Origin of the sequence: Phenylobacterium sp. (genome assembly GCF_041691455.1) — a bacterium.
Classification (GTDB): Bacteria; Pseudomonadota; Alphaproteobacteria; order Caulobacterales; family Caulobacteraceae; genus Phenylobacterium.
The window spans coordinates 40,525-64,348 of record NZ_JBEPUO010000018.1 but is presented as its reverse complement, the minus strand read 5'-3'; the positions used below and the strand labels follow the sequence as shown (position 1 = coordinate 64,348).

Annotated in this window: 20 protein-coding genes; 8 read left to right on the top strand and 12 right to left on the bottom strand. The window is 69.3% G+C overall.

Annotated elements, in window-relative coordinates; genetic code table 11:
- The first annotated feature begins 161 nt into the window (after positions 1-161).
- Positions 162-392: a sulfurtransferase TusA family protein gene (locus tag ACESMY_RS17460; protein ID WP_372785886.1), complete on the top strand. Its 231-nt coding sequence runs from the start codon at positions 162-164 to the stop codon at positions 390-392.
- Here ACESMY_RS17460 and ACESMY_RS17455 read toward each other — a convergent pair.
- Positions 367-1,317, bottom strand: a complete 951-nt coding sequence (locus ACESMY_RS17455; protein WP_372785885.1) for a YihY/virulence factor BrkB family protein — start codon at positions 1,315-1,317, stop codon at positions 367-369. The two genes, ACESMY_RS17460 and ACESMY_RS17455, sit on opposite strands and share 26 nt — an antisense overlap.
- Positions 1,318-1,462: 145 nt before the next feature.
- Between ACESMY_RS17455 and ACESMY_RS17450 the strand changes: the two genes are divergently transcribed.
- On the top strand, positions 1,463-1,897 hold the full coding sequence (locus tag ACESMY_RS17450; RefSeq protein WP_372785884.1) for a YciI family protein: 435 nt from the start codon (positions 1,463-1,465) through the stop codon (positions 1,895-1,897).
- A gap of 161 nt (positions 1,898-2,058) precedes the next feature.
- Here ACESMY_RS17450 and ACESMY_RS17445 read toward each other — a convergent pair whose 3' ends face one another.
- Both ACESMY_RS17445 and ACESMY_RS17440 read right to left on the bottom strand, forming a co-directional pair.
- Positions 2,059-3,204, bottom strand: a complete 1,146-nt coding sequence (locus ACESMY_RS17445; protein ID WP_372785883.1) for a CaiB/BaiF CoA transferase family protein — start codon at positions 3,202-3,204, stop codon at positions 2,059-2,061.
- 59 nt (positions 3,205-3,263) lie between these two features.
- Positions 3,264-4,040 carry an SDR family NAD(P)-dependent oxidoreductase gene (locus tag ACESMY_RS17440; protein WP_372785882.1) on the bottom strand — a complete coding sequence of 259 codons (777 nt, stop codon included), beginning with the start codon at positions 4,038-4,040 and terminating at the stop codon, positions 3,264-3,266.
- Between the two features lie 110 nt (positions 4,041-4,150).
- Here ACESMY_RS17440 and ACESMY_RS17435 point away from each other — a divergent pair, with 110 nt between their 5' ends.
- Both ACESMY_RS17435 and ACESMY_RS17430 read left to right on the top strand, forming a co-directional pair.
- A complete protein-coding gene (locus ACESMY_RS17435; protein WP_372785881.1) occupies positions 4,151-5,482 on the top strand; it encodes a diguanylate cyclase domain-containing protein in 1,332 nt (443 codons plus the stop codon).
- A complete protein-coding gene (locus ACESMY_RS17430; protein WP_372785880.1) occupies positions 5,483-6,007 on the top strand; it encodes a hypothetical protein in 525 nt (174 codons plus the stop codon). It begins immediately after the preceding gene.
- Here ACESMY_RS17430 and ACESMY_RS17425 read toward each other — a convergent pair.
- The 3 genes from ACESMY_RS17425 to ACESMY_RS17415 form a co-directional block, all read right to left on the bottom strand.
- Complete coding sequence (locus tag ACESMY_RS17425) at positions 6,004-8,523, bottom strand: ATP-binding protein (RefSeq protein WP_372785879.1); 2,520 nt, start codon at positions 8,521-8,523, stop codon at positions 6,004-6,006. The genes ACESMY_RS17430 and ACESMY_RS17425 overlap by 4 nt on opposite strands.
- A gap of 108 nt (positions 8,524-8,631) precedes the next feature.
- Positions 8,632-12,084: a transcription-repair coupling factor gene (mfd, locus tag ACESMY_RS17420; RefSeq protein WP_372785896.1), complete on the bottom strand. Its 3,453-nt coding sequence runs from the start codon at positions 12,082-12,084 to the stop codon at positions 8,632-8,634.
- 28 nt (positions 12,085-12,112) lie between these two features.
- Complete coding sequence (locus tag ACESMY_RS17415) at positions 12,113-12,436, bottom strand: succinate dehydrogenase assembly factor 2 (RefSeq protein ID WP_372785878.1); 324 nt, start codon at positions 12,434-12,436, stop codon at positions 12,113-12,115.
- 38 nt (positions 12,437-12,474) lie between these two features.
- Between ACESMY_RS17415 and recG the strand changes: the two genes are divergently transcribed.
- Positions 12,475-14,553 (top strand): ATP-dependent DNA helicase RecG, encoded by a 2,079-nt coding sequence (gene recG / locus ACESMY_RS17410; protein WP_372785877.1) that lies wholly within the window; start codon positions 12,475-12,477, stop codon positions 14,551-14,553.
- Between the two features lie 4 nt (positions 14,554-14,557).
- Here recG and ACESMY_RS17405 read toward each other — a convergent pair whose 3' ends face one another.
- The 6 genes from ACESMY_RS17405 to kdsA form a co-directional block, all read right to left on the bottom strand.
- Positions 14,558-14,884 (bottom strand): hypothetical protein, encoded by a 327-nt coding sequence (locus ACESMY_RS17405; RefSeq protein WP_372785876.1) that lies wholly within the window; start codon positions 14,882-14,884, stop codon positions 14,558-14,560.
- An 87-nt stretch (positions 14,885-14,971) separates the two neighbouring features.
- Positions 14,972-15,976, bottom strand: coding sequence for an NADP-dependent oxidoreductase (locus ACESMY_RS17400; protein WP_372785875.1), 1,005 nt, complete (start codon positions 15,974-15,976; stop codon positions 14,972-14,974).
- A gap of 41 nt (positions 15,977-16,017) precedes the next feature.
- Positions 16,018-17,121, bottom strand: coding sequence for a DUF3089 domain-containing protein (locus tag ACESMY_RS17395; RefSeq protein ID WP_372785874.1), 1,104 nt, complete (start codon positions 17,119-17,121; stop codon positions 16,018-16,020).
- 2 nt (positions 17,122-17,123) lie between these two features.
- On the bottom strand, positions 17,124-18,128 hold the full coding sequence (gene rfaD, locus ACESMY_RS17390; RefSeq protein WP_372785873.1) for an ADP-glyceromanno-heptose 6-epimerase: 1,005 nt from the start codon (positions 18,126-18,128) through the stop codon (positions 17,124-17,126).
- Positions 18,125-19,597, bottom strand: coding sequence for a D-glycero-beta-D-manno-heptose 1-phosphate adenylyltransferase (rfaE2, locus tag ACESMY_RS17385; protein ID WP_372785872.1), 1,473 nt, complete (start codon positions 19,595-19,597; stop codon positions 18,125-18,127). The genes rfaD and rfaE2 overlap by 4 nt, the downstream gene beginning before the upstream one ends.
- A 33-nt stretch (positions 19,598-19,630) precedes the next feature.
- On the bottom strand, positions 19,631-20,491 hold the full coding sequence (kdsA, locus tag ACESMY_RS17380; protein WP_372785871.1) for a 3-deoxy-8-phosphooctulonate synthase: 861 nt from the start codon (positions 20,489-20,491) through the stop codon (positions 19,631-19,633).
- Positions 20,492-20,680: 189 nt separating this feature from the next.
- On the opposite strand from kdsA, the gene ACESMY_RS17375 reads away from it, so the two are divergent.
- From ACESMY_RS17375 to sseA, 3 genes are read left to right on the top strand one after another with little or no spacing between them, the layout of a single operon-like run.
- Positions 20,681-21,937 carry a class I SAM-dependent methyltransferase gene (locus tag ACESMY_RS17375; protein ID WP_372785870.1) on the top strand — a complete coding sequence of 419 codons (1,257 nt, stop codon included), beginning with the start codon at positions 20,681-20,683 and terminating at the stop codon, positions 21,935-21,937.
- A 43-nt stretch (positions 21,938-21,980) separates the two neighbouring features.
- On the top strand, positions 21,981-22,982 hold the full coding sequence (locus tag ACESMY_RS17370; protein WP_372785869.1) for a cysteine synthase A: 1,002 nt from the start codon (positions 21,981-21,983) through the stop codon (positions 22,980-22,982).
- A complete protein-coding gene (sseA, locus tag ACESMY_RS17365) occupies positions 22,979-23,821 on the top strand; it encodes a 3-mercaptopyruvate sulfurtransferase (protein WP_372785868.1) in 843 nt (280 codons plus the stop codon). The genes ACESMY_RS17370 and sseA overlap by 4 nt, the downstream gene beginning before the upstream one ends.
- The last annotated feature ends 3 nt before the right edge of the window (positions 23,822-23,824 follow it).

Here is a 23,824-nt window from a genome sequence, read left to right as displayed (position 1 = left end):
GGGGTCCCCGGGGATCGATTGGCGAGGGCGACCCTTTCGCATGCCGCCGCGCCTGTGAAAACCTGGGGGCGCCGGACGTCTTCCTCCGGCGCCATTGCTCGACGACCGCGGTCCATCAGGACACCCTCGCCGCCGCCAGCCGGCTGTTGTATGCGGCCACCATGGCAGCCGAAGAAATCCTCGTCGACGCCCGCGGTCACCGCTGCCCGGTGCCGACGTTCAGGTTGCGCAAGGCCCTGGAGGCGGCGCCGGCTGGCGCGCGGGTGCGCCTGCTGGCCGACGATCCCATGGCGCGCATCGATGTGCCGCACTTCGCCGCCGAGGCGGGCGCCGAGATCCTCGGCCGCGAGGACATCGACGGCGGGTTCAGCTTCCTGATTGCGAAACCATAGGCTTGTCGCCGCGCGCGTCGGTGAGGACCGGCGGCTTGGCATGGGCGCCGATGGCGATCTCCACCTCAGTCGCCAGCGCCCCGCCGAAGAAGATCGCGTTCACGTTCCAGGACAGCCAGATCAGGAAGATCACCACGGTGGCGATCGAGCCGTAGGTCGCGCCCAGATGGGCGATCTGCTCGACGTAGAAGGCCGTGGCCCAGGAGGCGAAGAGGCAGAGCACCGCGGCGCTGAAGCCCCCCATCAGGGACGCCCGCCAGTCCACCGGCCGCCGCGACATCGCCCAGCGGTAGATCAGGCTCATGCCGAAGGTCATGAAGAGGCTGGCCCAGGTCCATTCGCTGTAGAGCCAGGAAACCCCGCGCAGAGGTTTGAGGTCGAAGGCCGAGCCCATGACCCGCAGGCCGAAGAACACCGCCGAGACGACCGCCAGCATGGCGAAGGTCGCCACCAGCACCACCAGGGCCATCAGGTTGAAGCCGACGAAGCCGTGCGGCTCGTCCTCGTCGTGGATGAACGACAGGCCCGCGAGCATGGCCTTGAAGCCCCGGTGGGCGGCGTAGAGGCCGACCAGCAGCGCGAAGGCCCCCTGGGCCGACATCGCCACATGGGGCGCATGCGCCAGGCGCACCAACTCGCTCTGGAAGATCTCCCGCGCCCCGGCCGGGATCACGCGGGCCAGCACTTCCCCTTCCCGCGCCGCCTGCGCCGGGTCGGAGAGCAGGCTGTAGAGGGTGATCATGATCGCCAGGGCTGGAAAGATCGCCAGCAGGCTGAAGAACGAGACGCCGCCCGTGTAGAGCATCACATCGCGGCCCCAGAGCCGCGTCAGGGCCAGGCCCAGGGTCTTCAGGCCGATCCGCAGCCAAAATAGCGGATCCCACTGAACGGCTCGCAAGCGGGTGATGAACTGGGGGGCCGCCATTACGGCGGAAAGTGCGGAGGAACGGCCCCGCGTGCAAGGGCCGCCGAAGAATTCCCCTCGACCTGTCGGCCTAAGGCGGCTTGGTTCGTCCTTAAGGACGGAAGCCGGCCAGATCGCCGGCGCTCATGACCAAAGGGAGATACCGATGCGCGTGATGGTGATCGTGAAGGCGAATCCGGAATCGGAGGCCGGCGCCCTGCCCTCTCCGGAGCTGATCGCGAGGATGGGCGAGTACAACAATGAGCTGATCGCCGCCGGCGTTATGCTCGACGGCGGCGGGCTTCAGCCGAGCGCCAAGGCCGCGCGCGTTCGCATCCAGAGCGGCACGGTCGTGGTCACCGATGGCCCGTTCACCGAAACCAAGGAGCTGATCGGCGGCTACTGGATCTGGAACGTCAAATCGCTGGCCGACGCCATCGACTGGGCCCGCAAGGCGCCCAGCCAAGGCGATCGTCCCTTCGACCTGGAAATCCGCCCGTTCTTCGAGCCGGAAGACTTTGCCGGCGTCGCCACGCCCGAGCTGATCGCCCAGGAGGCGGAGTGGCGCGACGAGCAGGTCAGGAATGCGCCGACGGCCTGAGGCCCATATGGAAACAGCGCGCCACCTTTTGAGGGGTGGCGCGCCGCCGATGGGCGTGTCGTTCCATCAGATTGATCGCCGCTTCGAGGGACGGGAGAGCGCGACGAACAACCCGGCGTCACATTGTGACCCGGCGGCTGAACCGAACCTGAACGCGTCCGTCAGGAAACGGCTTCCTCGACCGCGGCGTCCGAGCCGGTGACCGCGGCGACCTCGCTGGGCGTGAAGCCCCACTCGAGCAGCACTTCCCGGTCGTGGGCGCCGATAGCCGGCGGCGGGCCCTGGATCGCGCCGGGAGTCGCGGAGAATCGGGGCGCGGGCGCGGGCTGGATGACGCCGGCCACCTCCACGAAGGTCTGCCGCGCGGCGTTGTGCGGGTGCTTGGGCGCCTCGTCGAGGTCGAGCACAGGAGCGAAACAGACGTCGGAGGCGTCCATGATCTCGCACCATTCGGCCTGGGTCTTGCCGGCGATCGCCTTGGCCAGCTTCTCGCGCAGCTGCGGCCAGGCGCTGCGGTCCATCTGCCGGGCAAAGTCCGGATCGGTGATCCCGGTCTTCTCCAGCAGCAGCGCATAGAACTGCGGCTCGATGGAGCCGATGGAGATCCATTTGCCGTCGGCGCACTGGTAGGTGTCGTAGAAGTGGGCCCCGCCGTCCAGGAGGTTCTGGCGCCGCTCTTCCTTCCACATGCCCGAGGCCTTGAAGCCGTAGAACATGGCCATCAGCGAGGCCGCGCCGTCGCTCATGGCGCAGTCGATCACCTGGCCCTGGCCGCTCTCGCGCGCCTGGATCACGCCCGCCAGCAGGCCGAAGGCCAGGTAGAGCGCCCCGCCCCCGAAATCGCCCACCAGGTTCAGCGGCGGGATCGGCTTCTCGGCCGTGCCGATGGCGTGCAGCGCGCCGGTGATGGCGATGTAGTTCATGTCGTGTCCGGCCGCATTGGCATAGGGCCCGGTCTGGCCCCAGCCGGTCATTCGGCCGAAGACCAGCTTCGGATTGCGCTTCAGCGCGACATCGGGGCCGAGCCCCAGGCGCTCCATGACGCCGGGCCGGAACCCTTCGATCAATGCGTCGGCCTTTTCCATCAGCTTCAGGCAGGTCTCGATCGCCGCCGGCGTCTTCAGGTCGAGGGCCACGGAGCGGCGTCCCCGCGCGGTGATGTCGGAGGGCGCGCCGCCCCGTCCACCCTTGCGGTCGATCCGCACCACATCGGCGCCCAGGTCGGACAGCAGCATGCCGCAGAAGGGCCCCGGGCCGATCCCGGCGAACTCCACAACCTTCAGTCCCGTCAGCGGTCCCTGGCGCATCGCGTCACTCCCTTGTTGGCGCGAGAGTAAAGCGCCCTGCCCCTCGGTCAGCCAACCCCTCAGCCGCCGCCGGGCAAGGACTGGCCGTCGTCGACCACGATCAGGCTGCCGGTGATCGCCGCGGCAGACGGGCCCACGAGCATCAGAAACGCCGCGTCGAGGTCGGTCTCCTGCATCAGCCGGCGGCGCGGGAACCCCTTGAGCTGCTTCTGTCCGCCCTCGGTCGGCCACCAGTGGGTGTTGATGCCGGTGTCGATGTAGCCGGGGGCCAGTGCGTTGACCGCGATCCCGCGCCTCGCCCACTCGCGCGCCATGCCCTTGGTCATCATCGCGATCGCCGCCTTCGAGCCGCAGTAGACCGACAGCCCCGGCAGCACGGTCTGGCTGGCGATGGAGGCGATGTTGACGATCCGACCGGAGCCGGCTTCGGCGACGCCGGAGGCCAGCATGCGCCGGGCCGCCTCGCGGGCCGCGAAGAAGGCGCCGCGCACATTGACCGCGAAGGTCCGGTCGAACTCCTCGATCGAGACGTCCAGCGCCAAGCCCTCGCCGCCGACGCCGGCGTTGTTGACCAGGATCGAGACCGGTCCCAGCGCCGCCTCGATCTCGTCCAGCGCCGGACCGATGGTCTCCGCCTCCGCGACATCCAGACGCAGCGCCATGGCGCGATGGCCCGCCCCGGCCAGCTCGCCCGCGAGCGCCTCGACCTTGTCCAACCGCCGCGCCGTCACGGCCACCGCGGCGCCTTCCTGCGCCAGCAACCGCGCGAAGTGCGCCCCGAGCCCCCCTGACGCGCCGGTCACCACGGCAGTTTGACCTTGCAAAGACGCCGCCATTTTCGCTCCTCTTAACCTTTCGCGTGCTGTTGCAACTTACGCTTGCCGTCTAAGTTGACGCAGCTCGACTCACGTTTTCCGCCGAAGTCCGGCGGGTAGGAAGGAGACAGATGTCGTTAGGCGTCCAGGCGCGCATCCTGATCGTTGCGCGGGACGACACCCTGGCGGGTCCGCTCGCCGAGGGTCTGGACCGTCTTGGCTGGCGCACGATCACGGCCCGAGGCCGATTCGCCGCCGTCGCCGCCATCACCGACCTGCAGATCGAAGGGGTGATCATCGACCTGCGGGGAGTCGGCGAAGAAGCCCTGGGCCTCGCCCGGCGCCTGAAGGCGGCCTGCGCGCCGCGCCGCCTGCCGGTCATCGCCATCGGCGACCCCGATCCGATCCTGGAGACCTACGGTTTCGATGTGACGCTGGCGGCCCCGCTGCACCCGGCCCAGGCCGCCATGCGGCTGGAGACTCTGGTCCGCACCGCCGTCGCCGAGGAAGAGTTCGACCTCCGCACGGAGACCTTCGCCGAGTTCGGCCGCAAGCTCGAGCCGCCGGAAAATGACGTCAGCCCCTATCGGGTGCTGGCGATCGGCGAGCCTGCGCCGCAGTTCCTGGCGCTCAGCAACGCCCTGCTGCGCAACGGCGCCGACGTCGTCGGCGCCTTCACGGCCTATACGGCCTTCGACTACCTGCATGAGCGGATCTTCGACGCCGTGGTGCTCTGGGCGGGCGACAACCCGCAGGAAGCGCTGTCGATCGCCGCCGGCCTTCGCCGCAACACGCGCCTCTACCACACCCCCGCGCTGCTCTACATGCGCAAGGAAACCTATGTGACGGTCACGGAGGCCTTCCACCGGGGCCTCTCGGATGTCGCCTCCCCTGAGACGCCAGAAAGCGAAACGGCCCGCCGGGTCGTCGAGCTGGCCCGCAGCTACCGCCGCCAGATGGCGGTGCGCGCCGCGCTCGACCAGGCCCGCACCTCCGGTCTGATGGACGCCGCCACCGGGCTCTTCACCCGCGACCTCTTCGCCGCCCACCTCGGCCGCCTCGCCCAGGCCGCCAAGATCCGCAACCGCGCGCTCAGCGTCTGCGTCCTGAAGGTCGCCGAAAAGCCCGAGCTGAAGGCTGCCCGCGCCGATGGCTGGCTGGACCGCGCCATCCCGCAGATCGGCTCGATGATCAGCCGTCTGGTGCGCGTCGAGGACACCGCCGCGCGCCTCGGTCCCGAGGTCTTCGCGCTGGCTCTGCCCAACACGCCCGGCGCCAATGGCCGCCTGGCCGGCGAACGCATCGCCGCGGTCATCGGCTGCACCGCGTTCGAAGCGGGCGAAGGCCAACCCCCGTTCGTCGTGGAGTTCGACCTGGGCGTCGCCCCAGTGACCTCCGCCGAGACCGCTGGACGCGCGCTGGAGGAAGCCGCGGCGCACGCACACGCCCTGAAAGCGAGCTGAATGCCGACGCCACCGCCGAACGCGCCCTACTGGACCTATTTCATTCCGCTCATCGCGATCGGGCTGGTGATCCTGCGAAACAGCCGCGCGCGGCGCCTGCGGATCGAGACGCTCTGGATCATGCCGGTGGTGATCCTGGCGCTTGTCGGCCTGTCGTTCACCCAGCAGGCGACGCCCAGCCCGCTGATGCTGGGCATCGACATCGCCGCGATCGCCGTCGGAGCCCTGCTGGGCTGGTGGCGGGCCCGCTTCACCCATATCAGCGTCGATCCGGCCACCCACCAGTTGACCAGCCGCGCCTCGCCGGTGGGGATGCTGGTGATCCTCGGGATCTTCGCCCTGCGCTATGCGGTGCGCCTCTACGCCGCGCAAAGCGCCAGCTCGCTCGGGGTCCCGGCGATCGCCATCGCCGACGCCCTCTTGATCATCACCGTGGGCCTGGTCTGCGCGCAACGGCTGGAGATCGCGCTCCGCGCCTCGCGCCTGCTGGCTGAAGCCCGCGCCGGCGGCCCGACCTCGGCCTAGGCGACGACTGCCGAACGATCCTCGTCGCGCTCCGCCGCGGCGGTCTGGATCTCAGCCAGGATTTCGACCAGGGCGTCCGGCCGGATCGGCTTGGCGAGATGGAAGTCGGCGCCTGCGTCGCGGGTCGCCACGACATGTTCCGCCAGGGCGTCGGCGGTGAGCGCGACGATCGGCGTCGGCGACGAACCCCGCGCGGCTTCCGCGCTCCGGATCGCCCGAATGGCGGTCAGGCCGTCGACCTCGGGCATGTGCAGGTCCATCAGGATCACGTCATAGCGTCCCGCCGCCTCGGCCTCGATCGCCTCGCCGCCATCGCCCACGATGGTCAGCTCGACCCCCATGGGCTCGAGGATCAGCGACACCACGCGCTGGTTCACCGGGTGATCCTCGGCCAGCAGCACACGGCAGCCCGCGAGCAGGTCGTCCGGCCGGTCGCTGTCCGTGTCGGCCTCGACCGCCGCGAGGTCGGCCGCCGGCAGCGGCAGGTGGGCGAAGAACACCGACCCGGCGCCGGGCTTCGACTCCGCCCAGGCGCGCCCGCCCATCAGCGCGGTCAGCGACGCACAGATCGCCAGGCCAAGACCCGTGCCCCCGAAACGGCGGGTGATCGACACATCGGCCTGCTCGAAGCGATTGAACAGCCGTTGGCCTACCTCTTCCGAAAAGCCGATGCCGGAGTCGCGCACGGCGAACAGCACACCCGCATCGTCGCGGCTCACCTCCAGCGAAATCTCGCCCTGCTCCGTGAATTTCACCGCATTGCTCAGGAAGTTCGACAGGACCTGGGTGATCCGCAGTTCGTCGCCGAGCGCGCCGCCTGCCGCCGCCTCGTCCACCTGCCAGCGCAAGGTCAGACCCTTGGCCTCGGCGCTGGCGCGATGCAGCTCAGCCACCCGGCGCACGCAGATGTTGAGGTCGAAGCCCGCGGGGTCCAGCGCCAGCTGTCCCGCCTCGATCTTCGAGAAATCCAGGATGTCGGTCAGCACCTGCTCGAGCAGCCGCCCGGAGGAGATGATCAGGGCGGCCATCTCCTTGTCCTCGGCCGTCGTCTGGCGCGCGGCCAACAGGTGCGACAGGGCGACGACACCGTTCAGCGGCGTGCGCAGTTCGTGGCTCATGGTCGCCAGGAACGAGGACTTGGCCTGGTTGGCGCGGTCGAGCTCGGCGGTGCGCTCCCGCACCCGGTCCTCGAGACCCGTCGTCAGCTCCTGGGAACAGGCGCGCTCGGCGCTCAGGGCGCGCGCCAGTTCGCCGATCTCGTCGGTCCGCGATTCCAGCGGCTTGGAGGTGGGCTCCAGTTCCTCGGCGCCGCTCGCGTCGCGCACCAGCCGCTCGAGCGGCTTCACGAAGAGGCTGCGGGCCCACAGCAGGATCAGCCCGGCCTGGGCGAGCGCGCCCAGGAGGCCGATGGCCAGCAACGGCAGGGCCGATTGCGACGCCGCGCGGTTCACCGCCGCCTTGGGCAGGGTCATCAGGAAGTACCAGCGCGCGTCGATGTGACCGTAGGCGATCAGGTCCTGCCCATTCGGGCTGTCGATCACCCCGAATTCCCGGTTCTGGGCGCGGATGGCGCGGGCGACCTCATGCAGCCTCAGGCGGGCCTCGTAGGTGTGCACGGCCGGCGCGGTGACATAGGCCGTGGCCACGAACCCGGGATAGGCGATCAGCGAGCCCTTCTCGTCGATGATCAGGTTGGTCGCGCCCGGCAAGGTCTCGCGCATGGCGCTCAGGAAGTGCGAGCCCATCTGCATGCTGTCGGCCCAGGCGCCCACGTAGCGCCCATGCAGGTAGATCGGCGTCACGCACGCCGATAGCATCGTCTTGTGGGTGCGGTCGGTGAGCAGGGGCGTGAGCTTGGTGCAGCCCGTCGTGCCCTGCGGATTGTTCTGCGGCAGGCTCATCTTGACGAGTTCGAGCTTCGCCACATTTAGGTCGGCCGGGGCGTCATGATTGTAGAAGGAGATCTTCTCCGGATGGTCCGGGGCGAACATCACGATCCGGTTGGAGGGCGCGGCGAAGTAGAAATTGTCGAAACTGGCCCGATCGGCCTCGCCCGAGGCGCGGACCACATAGGTCACGGCCATCAGGAGCCGTTTGTCCTCGTCGCTGATCTCCGCGCCCTTGGACATGAAGGCCGTCAGGCCGTAGAGCCGGTCGCCGCCGGCGGCCAACCCCGTGGCCAGCTCCGGAATACTGCGCCGGGCGCCGTCCGCGCCGACCGGAAACAGCCTGTCGAAGTCGCGGACCGCCTGTTTCGTGTCGACGTGATCGTAGCGCTCCAAGAGGGCCAGGGTGGCCGACTGGTGCTTGCCGCGGACCTGTTCGAACATGGTCTGCTCGGACTTGGTGCGCTGCTTCACATAGAGCGAGAGGTCGGCCACGCGCATCTGCTCCGCGCGGTCGCGGAACATCACATAGGCAGCCACGGTCCCCGTCGCGGTGAAGGCCAGGGAGATTGCGAGCAACCCGCCAAGCAGCTTCTGCGACAGAGACAGGGATTTCAGCTGCAATCGCATACAGAGCCCCCACTCAAGGTTCCCTTTGTGACGACGAAGCTTTGCAATTTCGTTTAGCGCGGACCGGCGTTATCGGCTCCGGCGATCCGCCCGGAGATCGAAGCGCCCCTAGACGGCGAGCCGCGCCAGTTCGCTCAGCACGCGCTCGGCGGCGTTCAGCCGCTGTTCCGGCGTCTCCCACTCGCCCTTCACCACCACCCTGTTGTCGGGGCGGACCCGCCAGGCAACCTGGTTTTTCGACACGAATTCAATCAGCGCGCCGGGGTTCTTGAAGTCGTCATTGCGGAACGAGACGACCGCGCCCTTCGGCCCGACGTCGATCTTCGAGACATTGGCCTCGCGGCAGAGGCCCTTGATGGCTACGACCTTCAGCAGTTGCCCGGCCTCCGGCGGCAGCGGACCGAAACGGTCGATCAGTTCGGCGGCCAGCGCTTCGCGATCCTGCGCCTTCTCGGCGTCGGAGAGGCGCCGGTAGAGCGACAGCCGCACGTTGAGGTCGGGGACATATTCTTCCGGGATCAGCACGGCCGCGCCGGTGTTGATCTGCGGCGACCAGCCCCGGTCGTTGTCGAGGCCCTCGGCGCCGGCGCGGGTCTTCAGCTCGTTGACCGCGTCCTCGAGCATCTGCTGGTAGAGCTCGACCCCGATCTCGCGGATGTGGCCGGACTGCTCCTCGCCGAGCAGGTTGCCGCCGCCGCGGATGTCGAGGTCGTGGCTGGCGAGCTGGAAGCCGGCTCCCAGGCTGTCCAGCGACTGCAGCACCTTCAGGCGCCGCTCGGCGGAGAGCGTGATCTGCTTTTCCGCCGGCGTGGTCATGTAGGCGTAGGCGCGGCTCTTGGCCCGGCCGACCCGCCCGCGCAGCTGGTAGAGCTGGGACAGGCCGAACATATCCGCCCGGTGGATGATCAGGGTGTTGGCGGTCGGAATGTCGAGGCCGCTCTCCACGATGGTGGTCGAGAGCAGCACGTCGTACTGGCCGTCGTAGAAGGCGCTCATCACCTCCTCGAGCTGGGTCGGGGCCATCTGGCCGTGGCCGACCACGAACTTCACCTCCGGCACCTGTTCGCGCAGGTAGCGGGCCAGTTCGGGAAGGTCGGAGATGCGCGGGGCGACGTAGTAGGCCTGGCCGCCGCGGTACTTCTCGCGCAGCAGGGCCTCGCGGACCACGACCGGGTCCCAGGGCGTGATGTAGGTGCGCACCGCCAGCCGGTCGACCGGCGGGGTGGCGATGATCGACATCTCGCGGATGCCGGAGAGCGACATCTGCAGGGTGCGCGGGATCGGCGTGGCGGTCAGGGTCAGCATGTGCACGTCGGCGCGAAGCTCCTTGAGCTTCTCCTTATGCTTGACCCCGAAGTGCTGCTCCTCGTCGACGACGACGAGGCCCAGGTTGCGGAAGCCGACCTGCTTGGAGAGCACCGCGTGGGTGCCGACGATGATCTCCACCTCGCCGTTCTTCAGCGCCTCGCGGGTCTCCGCCGCCTCCTTGGCCGGCACCAGTCGCGACAGCCGGCGGACCTTCACCGGCCAGCCTTCGAAGCGGTCCGAGAAGGTCTTGAAGTGCTGGCGGGCGAGCAGCGTGGTCGGGGCCACGATCGCCACCTGCTGGCCGCTCATCGCCACCACGAAGGCCGCCCGGAGCGCCACCTCGGTCTTGCCGAAGCCGACATCGCCGCAGATCAGCCGGTCCATCGGCTTGCCCGCCGAAAGGTCCTCCAGCACGTCGCCGATGGCGGTGAGCTGATCCTCGGTCTCCTCGTAGGGGAAGCGCGCGCAGAATTCGTCGAACACCCCGTGCGGCGGGTCCATCGGATCGGTGACCCGGGTGGCCCGCTCGGCGGCGATGCGGATCAGGCCCTCGGCCATCTCGCGCAGGCGGGTCTTGGCGCGGGCCTTGCGGGCTTGCCAGGCCGCCCCGCCCAGCCGGTCGAGGATCACGCCTTCGGACTCGGCGCCGTAGCGGGTCAAGAGGTCGATGTTCTCCACCGGCAGGTAGAGCTTGGCCTCGCCGCCGTAGTGGATCTCCAGGGTGTCGTGCGGCGCGCCCTGCACGTCGAGGGTCTTCAGCCCCTCGTAGCGGCCGATGCCGTGGTCGATGTGGACGACGAGGTCGCCCTGGGTGAGCGCCGAGGCCTCCGCCAGGAAGTTCGACGCCCGCCGGCGGCGGCGCGGACGCGACAGCCGGTCGCCCAGGATGTCGGTCTCGGAGATGACCGCCAGGCTCTCGGTCTCGAAGCCGGACTCCAGCGGCAGCACGACGCGCTGCGGCGTCTTGGGGTTCGCCGCCTTGGCCGCGTCCCAATAGGCGGCGAAGGGGATGTCCTTCAGCCCGTGGTCGGCGAGCATCGAGCCCAGGCGGTCGGACGAACCGTCCGACCAGGAGGCGAACAGCACCCGCTTGCCGGCCGCCGCGAGCGCCTTGGCATGATCGGCCGTGGCCTCGAACAGGTTGACGCTGTCCTTCTGGCGTTCGGGCGCGAAGCTGCGGCCGGCGCTGGCGCCCATGTCGATGACGGTGTCGCCCTCGGCCTCGTTGAAGGACGAGAACCGCCGCGTGGCCCGTTTGGCGAGCAGTGTCTTCCATTCGTCGGCGGTGAGGTAGAGCCGGTGGGGCTCCAGCGGGTGGTAGTGGATCCGCCGCTCGGTCTGGGCGCGGCTCTCGTAGGCGTCGGCGATCAGCGCCAGCCGCTCGTCGCGCGCCTCGCGGGCGAGATGGTCGAGCGCCACGACCGCTCCGTCCGGAAGGTAGTCGAAGAGCGTCGCCATCGCCGGATAGAACAGCGGCAGCCAGTGCTCCATGCCCGCACGCCGGCCGCCCTCCGAGACCGTAGCGTAGAGCGGATCGTCGCCGGCCGCTCCGAAGGTCTCCAGGTAGCCGGACCGGAAGCGGGAGATCGCCTCCTTGTCGAGCAGGGCCTCGCTGACCGGCAGGAGGCTGACCTCCGTGAGCTGGCGGGTGGACCGCTGGGTCTCGGGATCGAAGGCGCGGATGGATTCCAGGGTGTCGCCGAAGAGGTCCAGCCGCACCGGCTCGTCGGCGGACGGCGGAAAGACGTCGATCACCCCGCCGCGGATGGCGAACTCGCCCTTTTCCGAGACCGTCGAGGCGCGCTGATAGCCGTTGATCGCGAAATAGGTCTCGAGGTCGGCGATCTCGACGATGTTGCCGCTCCGGGCAGAATAGCCGGCGCGCCTGACCGCGCTCTGCGGCGGCACGCGCTGGACGACCGCCGGCACGGAGGTGACGAGCAGGCGCGGCGTCTTCTCGTCCAGACCGTCGCAGAGCCGCGACAGCGTGGTCATCCGCTGGGCGGCGACGCCCGCCGAGGGTCCGATCCGGTCGTAGGGCAGGCAGTCCCAGGCCGGGAAGGTCAGGATCTCGACCTCAGGGGCGAAGAAACGGAAGGCCTCCACGAAGGCCGAAAGCCGGGTGCCGTCTCGGGCCACGAACACCGACAGGCCTTTGCGCGCCCGCACGACGTCGGCCATGACCAGCGCGTCGAAGCCCTCCGGCGCGCCGATCAGGTCCAGCCCGCCGGGATCGTCGGCCACCCGGCGCATCTGCGCCGCCGTCGTCGGACGGGAGCCGTCAGCCGCCACGGGCGCCGTCTCCGTGAACCTCGAGCCGGAACGCCTTGATCCGGTTCATGATCTCGCAGTCGTATGCAGGTGGCGTCGGCATCGTGCCGATGATCCAGGCGTAGACGTCCTGGTCGGGCTGATCGAGCAGGCCTTCGAACCAGTCCAGCTCGGGCCCCGAGAAGTCCGGGACATGCCTGTCCGCGAACGGCCCCAGAATGAGGTCCGCTTCCCTGAAGCCCCGGCGCCATGCGCGGAACCTCAGCTTTTTCAGCCGGGCGTCGTCATCGGTCGTCATGAAGAGGTGGCGGATATAGAGCGCGCGGTCCCCCATTGCCAGCCAGGATCGCGCCAGTCGGCTATGCTCCGCACATGCGGCCCGAGATTCTGTTCCCGCTCTTTGCGCCCGTCACCTCGCTCAAGGGGGTGGGGCCGCGCGTGGCGCCCTTGCTGGAGAAGCTGGCCGGGCCGATCGTCCGCGATGTCCTGTTCCTGACCCCGCACTCGCTGATCCGCCGCACGCCGGCCAGCCTCTCGGCGGCGGCGGACGGCCAGGTGATGACCTTTGAGGTGGTGATCGAGAACCACCAGCCGCCGCGCAGCAAGGCCCAACCGCTGCGGATGCGGGTGGCCGACGCCACCGGTTTCATCACCCTGGTGTTCTTCGGCCGGTTCGCCGACCAGCTGGAGCAGCGCCATCCGGTGGGCGCGCGCCGGATCATCTCCGGCAAGGTCGAGGATGAGAAGTTCGGCCGCCAGATGGTGCATCCCGACTACATGGTCGCGCCGGAAAAACGCGACGAGATACCCGAGCTGGAGGCCATCTATCCGGCCACCGAGGGCCTGCCGGCGCGCCGGGTGCGCACCTTCGCCCTGGAGGCCCTGGAGCGTGCGCCGGAGTTGCCGGAATGGCAGGACGCCGCCTGGTTCGCCCGCGAACGCTTTCCGGCGTGGCGCGAGGCTCTGGCGCGCCTGCACAACCCCGAAACCGAAGCCGACCTCGCGCCGTCCAGCGTCCACTACCGCCGCCTGGCCTATGACGAGCTCCTGGCCCAGCAGTTGGCCATGGCCCAGCGCAAGGCCGAGCGCCGCAAAGAGCCCGCCGCGAAGATCGCCGCCAGCGACACCGCCGCGAAGATCCGCGCCGACCTCCCCTTCGCCTTCACCGGCGCCCAGGACCGCGCGCTCGGCGAAATCCGCGCCGACCTCGCGGCGGGCGAGCGGATGAGCCGGCTGATCCAGGGCGATGTGGGCTCCGGCAAGACCGTGGTCGCCATGTGCGCCATGGCTGACGTGGCGGCCGGCGGCGGCCAGAGCGCGCTGATGGCGCCGACCGAGATCCTGGCGCGCCAGCACTTCGAGACCATCTCCGGCCCGCTCACCGACCACGGGGTCGGGGTCATCCTGCTCACCGGCCGCGACAAGGGCGCGGGCCGCGCCGAGAAGCTGCGGGCGCTGGCCTCGGGGGCGGTGAAGGTGGCCGTGGGCACCCACGCCCTCTTTCAGGACGAGGTGGCCTTCCACCAGCTGCAGCTCGCCGTCGTCGACGAGCAGCACCGCTTCGGCGTCGCCGAGCGGCAGCGGCTGCAGGCCAAGGGCTGGGCGACCCACCTGCTCGCCATGTCCGCCACCCCGATCCCGCGCACCCTGGAGCTGACGCTCTACGGAGACCTCGACGTCTCCCGGATCGACGAGAAGCCGCCGGGCCGCACGCCGGTCGCCACCCGCGCCGCGCCCATGACCCGCATCGGCGAGGTCGAGGCCCGGCTGCGCGACGCGGTGAAGGGCGGCGCCCAGGCCTTCTGGATCTGCCCGCTGGTGTCGGAGTCCGAACTGATCGACCTGAAGGCCGCCGAAACCCGCGCCGAGGAGCTGAAACAGACCATCGGCCCCAGCGTCGGGCTGATCCACGGCCGGATGGCGCCGGCCGCCAAGGACGCGGTGATGGCCGAGTTCGCGGACGGCCGCCTCTCCGTCCTGGTCGCCACCACGGTGGTCGAGGTCGGCGTCAACGTGCCCAACGCCACCATCATGGTCATCGAACAGGCCGAGCGCTTCGGTCTTGCTCAGCTCCATCAGCTCCGAGGCCGCGTCGGCCGCGGGCGGCAGGAGAGCGCCTGTGTCCTGCTCTACGACCCGCCGCTGTCGGAGACCGCCCAGAAGCGGCTCGATATCCTCAGGCGCACCGACGACGGCTTCCTGATCGCCGAGACCGACCTGGAGCTGCGCGGCGGCGGCGATGCGCTCGGGCTCAAGCAGTCCGGCTTCCCCGACTACGTCTTCGCCGATGTTCTTGGGCCCCACCGCGACCTGATCGCGGCGGCGGGCGACGACGCCCGGCTGATCGTCAACCGCGACCCGGAGCTGAAGACCGAGCGCGGCAAGGCGCTGCAGGTGCTGCAGGAACTGTTCGACTGGAAGGCGGGACTGGGGCTTCGGGACGCCGGCTGAGCGTTCAGGTGACGATATGCACGCTCAGGTCGTCATATTCGCCTTCGAGGTAGATCCAGATGCAGGACTTGTCGGTCGGCCGCACCTCGAATTCGCCGAACCACGCCCGGTCGATCGCCGGATCGGGATCCATCAGGATCGCCTGGTCGCCGCCGTCGGCGAACAAGGTCACCAGCGCCTCATGTGAGACCTCGATCCACTGAACCCGATAGCCGGCGGCCTTCAGGTCATCCAGCTTGACCTTGAGCCGCCAGGTCAGGGTCGAGGCCTCATCGGAGGCATAGTCGTCCTCAGCAAGCGGCGGCTCGTCGTATCTGTGGACTGCGCTCATTGGAGGCAGCTCCCGTCAGCCGGAGATAAGACCTCGGATTTCGCGGCGATTCGCCTGCGAACCAAAGACGAAAGCGAAGCTTGCGCCCTACCGGACCTTGATCATCCGCTTGCCGCGGTTCTCGCCGTTCAGCAAGCCGATGAGCGCGGCCGGCGTGTTCTCCAGGCCCTCGATTATGTCTTCCTGGACCTTGAGCTGGCCGGACGTCACCCAGCCCTGCAGTTCCTTGAGCGCCGCCTCGCGCTGGTCGTCGAAGTCCATCACCACGAACCCGCGCAGGGTCAGGCGCTTGGTGACGATCAGGCCGGGGATGCCGCGCGGGCCGTGCGGCGGGGCCGCGCCGTCATACTGCGAGACGGCTCCGCAACAGGCGATGCGGCCGAAGTTCTTCATGGCGAAGAGGCAGGTCTCGAAGATCTCGCCGCCGGTATTGTCGAAATAGACGTCGATCCCCTCGGGGACGGCCTCCTTCATCTGCTGCCGCAGGCCGCCGGCCTTGTAATCCAGCGCCGCGTCGAAGCCGAGTTCGTCCACCAGCCAGCGACCCTTGTCGGCCCCGCCCGCCACGCCGATCACCCGGCAGCCCTTGAGCTTGGCGATCTGGCCGACGATAGAGCCCACCGATCCGGCCGCGGCCGAGACCACGACCGTCTCGCCGGCCTTGGGCTTGCCGCACTCCAGAAGGCCGAAATAGGCGGTCAGGCCGGCGATGCCGTAGACGCTCATCAAGTGGGTCATCGGCTCCAGGGCCGGCAGCTTCGTCAGGCGCTTGGCTGGCAGGACCGCGTAGTCCTGCCAGCCGGTGTCGGCGAACACCACGTCGCCCGGCTTCAGGTTGGGAGCGTTGGATTCCACCACCTCGGCCAGGGCGCCGCCGGCCATCACCTGGCCGGACTCCAGGGCGGAGCGGTAGGTCGCCCCCTGCATCCAGGCGCGGTTGGCGGCGTCGAGCGAGATGTAGCGGGTGCGCAGCAGCACTTCGCCCTCGCCCGGCGCGGGCCGCGCGGCGTCGGTCAGTCGGAAATGCTGGGGGCCGAGCTTGTCGCCCTGCGGCAGCCGATCCAGCACGATCTGGCGATTGGCCTCGGCCATGGTCCGTCCTCCCTTTTCGTTGAGCTTACGAGGACCCAGGCTCAGCGTGGGGTCAAGGCCGCCACGCGGGCCCGCGCGTCGTTCTCCAGGTCGGCATAGAAGAGGTTGAAGCCGGGCGCCATGCGCTGTTCGGCCCAGGATCCGGAGGGCTTCAGCGAGGCCGACCTAGGCGCCGAGACGCGCAGCACGCCGCCCTCGCAGTGGGCGGAGACCTGCCGCGCCAGGAAGGCCGGGCGCGCGTCCCATTCGAGGCCCGTGGCGTTGGCCGCCCCCTCGTGCATGCGGGCCGGGGCCGGCTCTTCGACGCTTGCGCCAAGGATCGGGTTGAAGCAAAGCGCCGGCCCTTCGAGATTCTGCAGTTCGCCGGCGGCGTCCCAGATGAGCGCCCGGTCGAGCAGGATGCGGCCCCGGTCGATCTCGCTCGACGGCACGCTGGCCCAGGCGGCGAGGCAGCCGGCCTGGTCGCGCCGCATGCAGGGCGGCAGGACCGGATGGGTCGCCGGAACGACCGTCTCGATCAGATAGGCGCCGGCCAGCCGCGCCCGGAGCTGGGCGTTGGGCGCCACCTCCTCGGCCAGCAGGCGCGCGGCGAGCGTGCCTCCCTGTTCGACGCCGACGATCAGGAACGGCCGGCCTTGCCAGTCATGGTCGCGCCAGTAGCGGAAGGCCGCGGCCACGTCGCCATAGGCGAACTTGCGCGCGTCGCGGGCGTCCTCGCGCAGGGTGAGGAGGCTGTAGAGGCCGGCCTGGCGGTAACGCGGGGCGAAGATCCGCCCGACCCGCACGAACGGCCCGGCGTAGTTCGGCGCCATCACTCGCCGGAACACCCGGTCGGCCTTCGGGTCGGCGATCGGGCCGTTCCAGTCGGCGCCGCCCTCGTAGGTGGTCGGCGAAACGAAGAAGACGTCGGCCGCCGGCTCCGTCGCGGCCGGCGCCTGCGGCGTGGTCGGCAGCAGGAACCAGGCCGCGCGCTGGGCATAGTCGGGCGCCGGCGGCGGCCTATAGGTCTGGAAGGGTGTCTTGGGATCGAGCGAATAGCGGATCAGGTCGCCGCGGAAGACCGCGAAGGCCAGGCCCAGGACCACCAGGGCGCCGATGAGGCTGAGCGCCAGCCACCGCCTCGGGCGCGGCCACGGCTCGCTCATGGCTAGCGGTAGGGGTCGGGCTGGCTGAGATAGGACCGGACGTAGTCGCCAATCCCCTCCTCCAGCGGCGTCATGGGCTTGGCGTAGCCCGCGGCCTTCAGCCGATCCATCCGGGCCTCGGTGAAGTACTGGTACTTGTCGCGGATGGCCGGAGGCATCGGCGTGTAGTCGATCTGCGCGTTCTTGCCGGCCGCCGCGAAGACCGCGCGCGCCATGTCCTCGAAACTGCGCGCCTCGCCGGAGCCCAGGTTGAAGATGCCGTTCACCTCCGGGCTCTGGGTCAGCCACTCGGTGATATCGGCGACGTCGCGGACGTAGACGAAGTCGCGCTTCTGGCCGCCATCCGGCACGTCGGGGCGATAGCTCTTGAAGAGCTGCACCCCGTGGCCGTCGCGCACATGCGGCCAGATCTGCGAGGCCACCGACTTCATCGCGTGCTTATGCTCTTCGTTGGGCCCGTAGACGTTGAAGAACTTCAGCCCCACCCACTGCGGCGGCGCGTAGTCGCGAAGCGCCTGACGCATGGCGAAAAGGTCGAACAGCGCCTTCGACCAGCCGTAGGTGTTGAGCGGACGAAGCGCCGCCAGCGCCTCATAGCCGTTGTCGTCGTCGAAGCCGTAGGCCCCATCGCCATAGGTCGCCGCGGAGGAGGCGTAGACGAACCGCCGCTGGCGGTCGGCGCACCAGCGGAAGAGGTCGCGGCTCAGGGTGAAGTTGGAATGGACGATCTTGTCGGCGTCCGGCTCGGTGGTCGAGGAGACCGCGGCCATGTGGACCACCACCTCGATGTCGCGCCAGCGCTTCTCCAGCCAATCGAACATCTCCTCCGGCGCCACGAAGTCGCCGATCGCGTGCTTGGCGATGTTCTTCCACTTGCCGAGCTCGGCCTCGCGCAGGCGGTCGCAGACCACGACGTCGAGCGTCCGGTCCTCGGCGAGCTTGGCCACGATGTTGGAGCCGATGAACCCGGCCCCTCCGGTGACGAAGGCGATGCGGCGCTGGGTCATGCCGAGGCCTTCCGGGACATCTTGGCGATCGCCGCGGTGGTGGAATAGCCCTCGACGATGGCGGCGAGCTTCACCTCCCCGCCCCAGCCCTTGACCAGTTCGCCGCCGACGACCTCGCTCTCGGCATAGTCGGCGCCCTTGACCAGCACGTCGGGCCGGGCGGCCTCGATTAGCTTCACCGGCGTTTCCTCCTCGAAGGGCACCACCAGGTCCACAGACCCCAGGCCCGCCAGCACCAGGGCGCGGGACTCAAGGTCGTTCACCGGCCGCCCCTCGCCCTTCAGGATCCGGACGCTCTCATCGGAGTTCAGCCCGACGATCAGCCGGTCGCACCAGGCCCGGGCCTGGGCCAGATAGGCCACGTGGCCCTTGTGCAGGATGTCGAAACAACCGTTGGTGAAGCCGACCTTCAGGCCCTTGGCGCGCCAGCGGGCGACTTCGTCCATCATCCGCTGGGCGGTCGCGACCTTGGCCTCGGCCGGGGCCATGTGGGCCGACAGCGCCGCCTCGATCAGTTCGTCCGGCGACACCGTCGCCGTGCCCACCTTGCCCACCGCCACGCCGGAAGCGAGCTGGGCGAAGGCGATGGCGTCCTCGATGGCGACCTCCGCGGCCAGCGCCAGGCCGAGCGCGGCCAGCGTCGTGTCGCCCGCGCCAGAGGCGTCGAACACCTCCCGCGCCGCCGTCGGAAAGTGCCGGACCTTCTCGCCGCGAACCGCCAGGGAAATGCCCTTCGAGGCGCGGGTCACCAGGATCGCCTTGGCCTCCCAGAGTTCGAGGGCCTTGATCAGGGCGACCTCGACCTCGTCATCGGTCTCGGTCGGCAGGTCGGTGGCGTGGCCGAGTTCGGCGGCGTTGGGCTTGATCATGTCGACCGCGCCGTAGCGGGCGAAGGAGCGGGCCTTGGAATCCACCACCAGCTTGCCGCCGGACTCCGCGGCCGCATCGCGGCAGGCGGCGATCACGGCCTCGGTGACGACGCCCTTGCCGTAGTCGGAGAGCAGGATCGCGCCCGCGTCCTTAGCGGCGTCGCGGATCGTGCGCACCAGGCGCTGCTCGACCTCGCCGGTCACGGCGCGGCTGGTTTCGAGGTCCACGCGCAAGAGCTGCTGACCGCCGGAGACGAACCGGGTCTTCAGCGTGGTCGGGCGGTCCGCGTCGGTGACCAGATAGCCCTCGACGCCGGTCTCCTCGCCCACCAGGCGCAAGGCCTCCTTGCCTTCGGAATCGCCGCCGATCAGGCCGACCAGCGACACCTCGCCGCCGAGCGCGGCGACGTTTCGCGCCACATTGCCCGAGGCGCCCAGCATGACGAGCTCGCGAGAGCGGACCAGGACCGGCACCGGCGCCTCCGGCGAGACGCGGCTCACCTCGCCATAGACGAAGCGGTCGACCATCAGGTCGCCGACACAGGCGACGCGCCGGCCGGGCGCCAGGCCCAGGAGGTGCTGGAGCGCGGATAAGTCCATGGCGCTAGCCTGTGCGGCGCGTCGCATGCGCGGTCAAGCGGCCGGCCGGCGGCGCTTGGCGAGGGCGTCGTACTCCAGGAGCTCGCCGACCAGCGCCTCGAACTCGCTCATCGGCACCATGTTCGGGCCGTCGGAAGGCGCATTGTCGGGGTCGGGATGGGTTTCCATGAAGACGCAGGCAACGCCCACGGCCACCGCGGCGCGGGCCAACACCGGCACGAATTCCCGCTGTCCGCCCGAGGTCGTCCCCTGACCGCCCGGCTGCTGTACGGAGTGGGTCGCGTCGAACACCACCGGACAGCCGATCTCGCGCAGGATCGGCAAGGCGCGCATGTCGGAGACCAGGGTGTTGTAGCCGAAGGAGACGCCGCGCTCGCAGGCCATGACGTTCGGATTGCCGGTGGAGAGCACCTTGCCGACCACGTTCTTCATGTCCCAGGGCGCGAGGAACTGGCCCTTCTTGACGTTGACGACCTTGCCGGTGCGGCCGGCGGCCAGAAGCAGGTCGGTCTGGCGGCTCAGGAAGGCGGGGATCTGCAGCACATCGACCGCTTCGGCGGCCTCGGCGCATTGGTCGATCTCGTGGACGTCGGTCAGGGTCGGTAGGCCTGTGACCTCGCGGATCTCGGCGAAGATCGGCAGGGCGTCGCGCAGGCCCACGCCCCGCTGGGTGTTCACCGAGGTGCGGTTGGCCTTGTCGAAGGACGTCTTGTAGATCAGGCCGACGTCGAGACGCCGCGCCATCTCCTTCAGGGCATGTGCGGTCTCCAGGGCGTGCTGGCGGCTTTCGAGCTGGCAGGGCCCGGCGATGATCGACAGCCGCTCGGCGTTGCCGATGCGCACGGCCGGCCCGTTTGCGGGCTTGATCTCGATGACGGCGTTGGGCTGGGTCATGCGCGGTTCTAGTCCTGAAATCCCATACTGAGCTAGGTGGCGCGCGTCGGATCGCGGCGCAAGTTGCGGCCTGCGGCCCCCTCCCCACATCTATTCGTCAGCACGCCCCGTAATCCCCTGTGGTGCGAGTCCTCTCGCCGGGCTCGGGATTGGTGTTATTGTCGAAGGCAGGGAGTGGGGACCACCAGCATGAGCTTGGCCCAGGAATCTACGCTCACGAGGCTCGCCAGCGATCGCCGGGCCTTTTTCCGCCTGCCGGAGCTGGCGGGCGCGCCGGCGACTTTCCGCGCGGCGCTCAGGATCATTGCGCGCAACTGGATGCTGGGGTCGGTGACCTTCGTCATGCCGTCCGGCCGCGAGCTGAAGATCGCCGGCGCCGAGCCCGGCCTGGACGGCCGGCTGATCGTCCATGATTTCCGCTTCATGCGCCGCGTGCTGGCCACCGGCGACATCGGTTTCGCCGAGGGCTTCATGGCCGGCGAGTGGGACACGCCGGACCTGCCGGCGCTGCTCTGCGTCTTCGCGGCCAACTGGGCGCGGCTGCGCCGGGTGACCATGGGCAATCCGCTGGCCTGGACCTTCAACCGCATCCGCCACGCGCTGCGCGGCAACACCCGCGAGGGCGCGCGCAAGAACATCCATGCGCACTACGACCTGGGCAACGCCTTCTACGAGCGCTGGCTTGACCCGACGATGACCTATTCGTCCGCTCGCTACGAGCGCCCGGACCAGCCGCTGTCCGAAGCCCAGACCGCCAAATATCGGGCGCTGGCGCAGGGTATGGGTCTGCAGGCCGGCCAGAGCGTGCTGGAGATCGGCTGCGGCTGGGGCGGTTTCGCCGAGTTCGCCGCCCGCGAGGTGGGCGCCAAGGTGACCGGCATCACCATCTCCGAGGAGCAGTTCAAGTTCGCCAAGGAGCGCATGTTCGCCCAGGGCCTGAACGAGCGCGCCGACATCCGCTTCGTCGACTATCGCGACGTGGAGGGCCGGTTCGACCGGGTGGCGTCGATCGAGATGTTCGAGGCGGTGGGCGAAAAGTACTGGCCGGCCTATTTCAGCAAGATCCACGATGCGCTGGAGCCGGGCGGCCGCGCGGGCCTGCAGATCATCACCATCCGCGACGAGGATTTCGAGGACTATCGCGGCCGCGCGGACTTCATCCAGAAGTACATCTTCCCGGGCGGCATGCTGCCCTCGGAAGAGCGGTTGCGGCAGGTGACCGACAAGGTCGGCCTCGCCTGGACGGCCTTGACGCGGTTCGGGCAGGACTACGCCGACACCCTGGCCCATTGGCACCGCAGCTTCGACGCGGCCTGGGGCGACATCGCACCCCTCGGCTTCGACGAGCGTTTCCGCAAGCTGTGGAAGTTCTACCTGGGCTATTGCGAGGCCGGCTTCCGCATGGAGCGCACCAACGTGGTGCAGCTCTCGCTGGCCAAAGCCTAGGCGGCCTCTTCTGCTTCGCGCCTGCCGCGCTTAAGTAGCGGCCATGACCATCGCGGGCAGCGTCCTGGACGCCATCGGAAACACGCCGCTCATCCGGCTCAGTCGCGCCAGCGCTCTCACCGGCTGCGAGATTCTCGGCAAGGCCGAGTTCATGAACCCCGGCCAGTCGGTGAAGGATCGTGCGGCGCTCTGGATGGTGCGCGACGCCGAAGCCAAGGGCCTGCTCCGGCCCGGCGGCCGGATCGTCGAGGGCACGGCCGGCAATACCGGTATCGGCCTGGCCATGGTCGCCAAGGCGCTCGGCTATCGCTGCACCATCGTCATCCCGCGCACCCAGAGCCAGGAGAAGAAGGACGCCATCCGGCTCTATGGGGCCGAACTCGTCGAGGTGGACGCCGTCCCCTACGCCAACGAGATGAATTACGTGAAAATTTCCGGGCGTTTAGCGGAGGAGCTTGACGCGAAAGAGCCGGCCGGGGCGGTCTGGGCCAACCAGTTCGACAACGTCGCCAACCGCGAGGCCCATGTCTGCAGCACCGGCCCGGAGATCTGGGCCCAGACCGACGGCCGCGTCGACGGCTTCATCTGTGCGGTCGGATCCGGCGGCACCCTGGCCGGCGTCGCCGATGCGCTGCGGGCGCACAGGCCCGACGTCGCCATCGGTCTGGCCGACCCGCACGGCGCGGCGCTCTACAGCTGGTACACCGACGGCGAACTCAAGTCGGAGGGGAACTCCATCACCGAGGGCATCGGCCAGGGCCGCATCACCGCCAACCTGGACGGCCTGGTGATCGACAAGGCCTATCGGATTTCCGACGAGGAGATGCTGCTGGCGCTCTATGACCTCGTCGAGCACGAGGGCCTGGTGATGGGCGGCTCGACCGGGATCAATGTCGCCGGCGCGATCCGGATGGCCCAGGACCTCGGGCCCGGCAAGACCATCGTCACCGTGCTCGCCGACCATGGCCAGCGCTATCAGTCGAAGATCTACAACCCGGGTTTCCTGAGGGAGCGCGGCCTGCCCGCGCCGGCGTGGATGGAATGAGCGACCCGCTGGTCTCCACCGCCTGGCTCGCGGAACGCCTGGATGACCCGGCCATCCGGATCGTCGACGGAAGCTGGTGGATGCCGGCCGAGGCGCGCTCCGGCCGCGCCGAATACCTGGAGGCCCACATTCCAGGCGCTGTCTTCTTCGACATCGACAAGATCGCCGATCGTGCGACCGACCTGCCGCATATGCTGCCGAGCCCCGAGGCCTTCGCCCAGGCCGTGGGCCAACTGGGCCTGAGCCGCGACGCCACCGTCGTGGCCTACGACAGCTTCGGCGTCCGCGCCGCCGCGCGCGTCTGGTGGACGCTGAGGGTCATGGGCTTCGAAAAGGTCTTCGTGCTCGACGGCGGATTCCGGGCCTGGCGTGCGGAAGGGCGGCCCGTGGAGAGCGGCGATCTCGCGGCCAAGCCCGTCGCCGTCGGCCACGCCTTCGAACCCGCCCTGCTCCGCAACCTCGACGACGTCCGCGCCCTGATCGGGTCAAGCGCCGAGCAGATCGTCGATGCGCGAGGCGGACCCCGCTTTCGCGGCGAAGTCCCGGAACCGCGCGAGGGCGTGCGGTCAGGCCATATGCCGGGCGCCCGCAACATCCCCTTCGACAGCCTCCTGGAGCCCGATGGCCGCATGAAGCCCGCCGCCGAGCTCGCCTCGATCTTCCGCGAGGCCGGTGTCGACCTGGATCGTCCCATCGTGACGACCTGCGGTTCGGGGATCACCGCCTCAGTCCTGGCGCTCGCGCTCGCGCGCATCGGCCGTGACCGGGCTGCGGTCTATGACGGTTCCTGGACCGAGTGGGGCGCCCGCCCCGACACCGCCGTCGTCACCGGGGCCTGACCC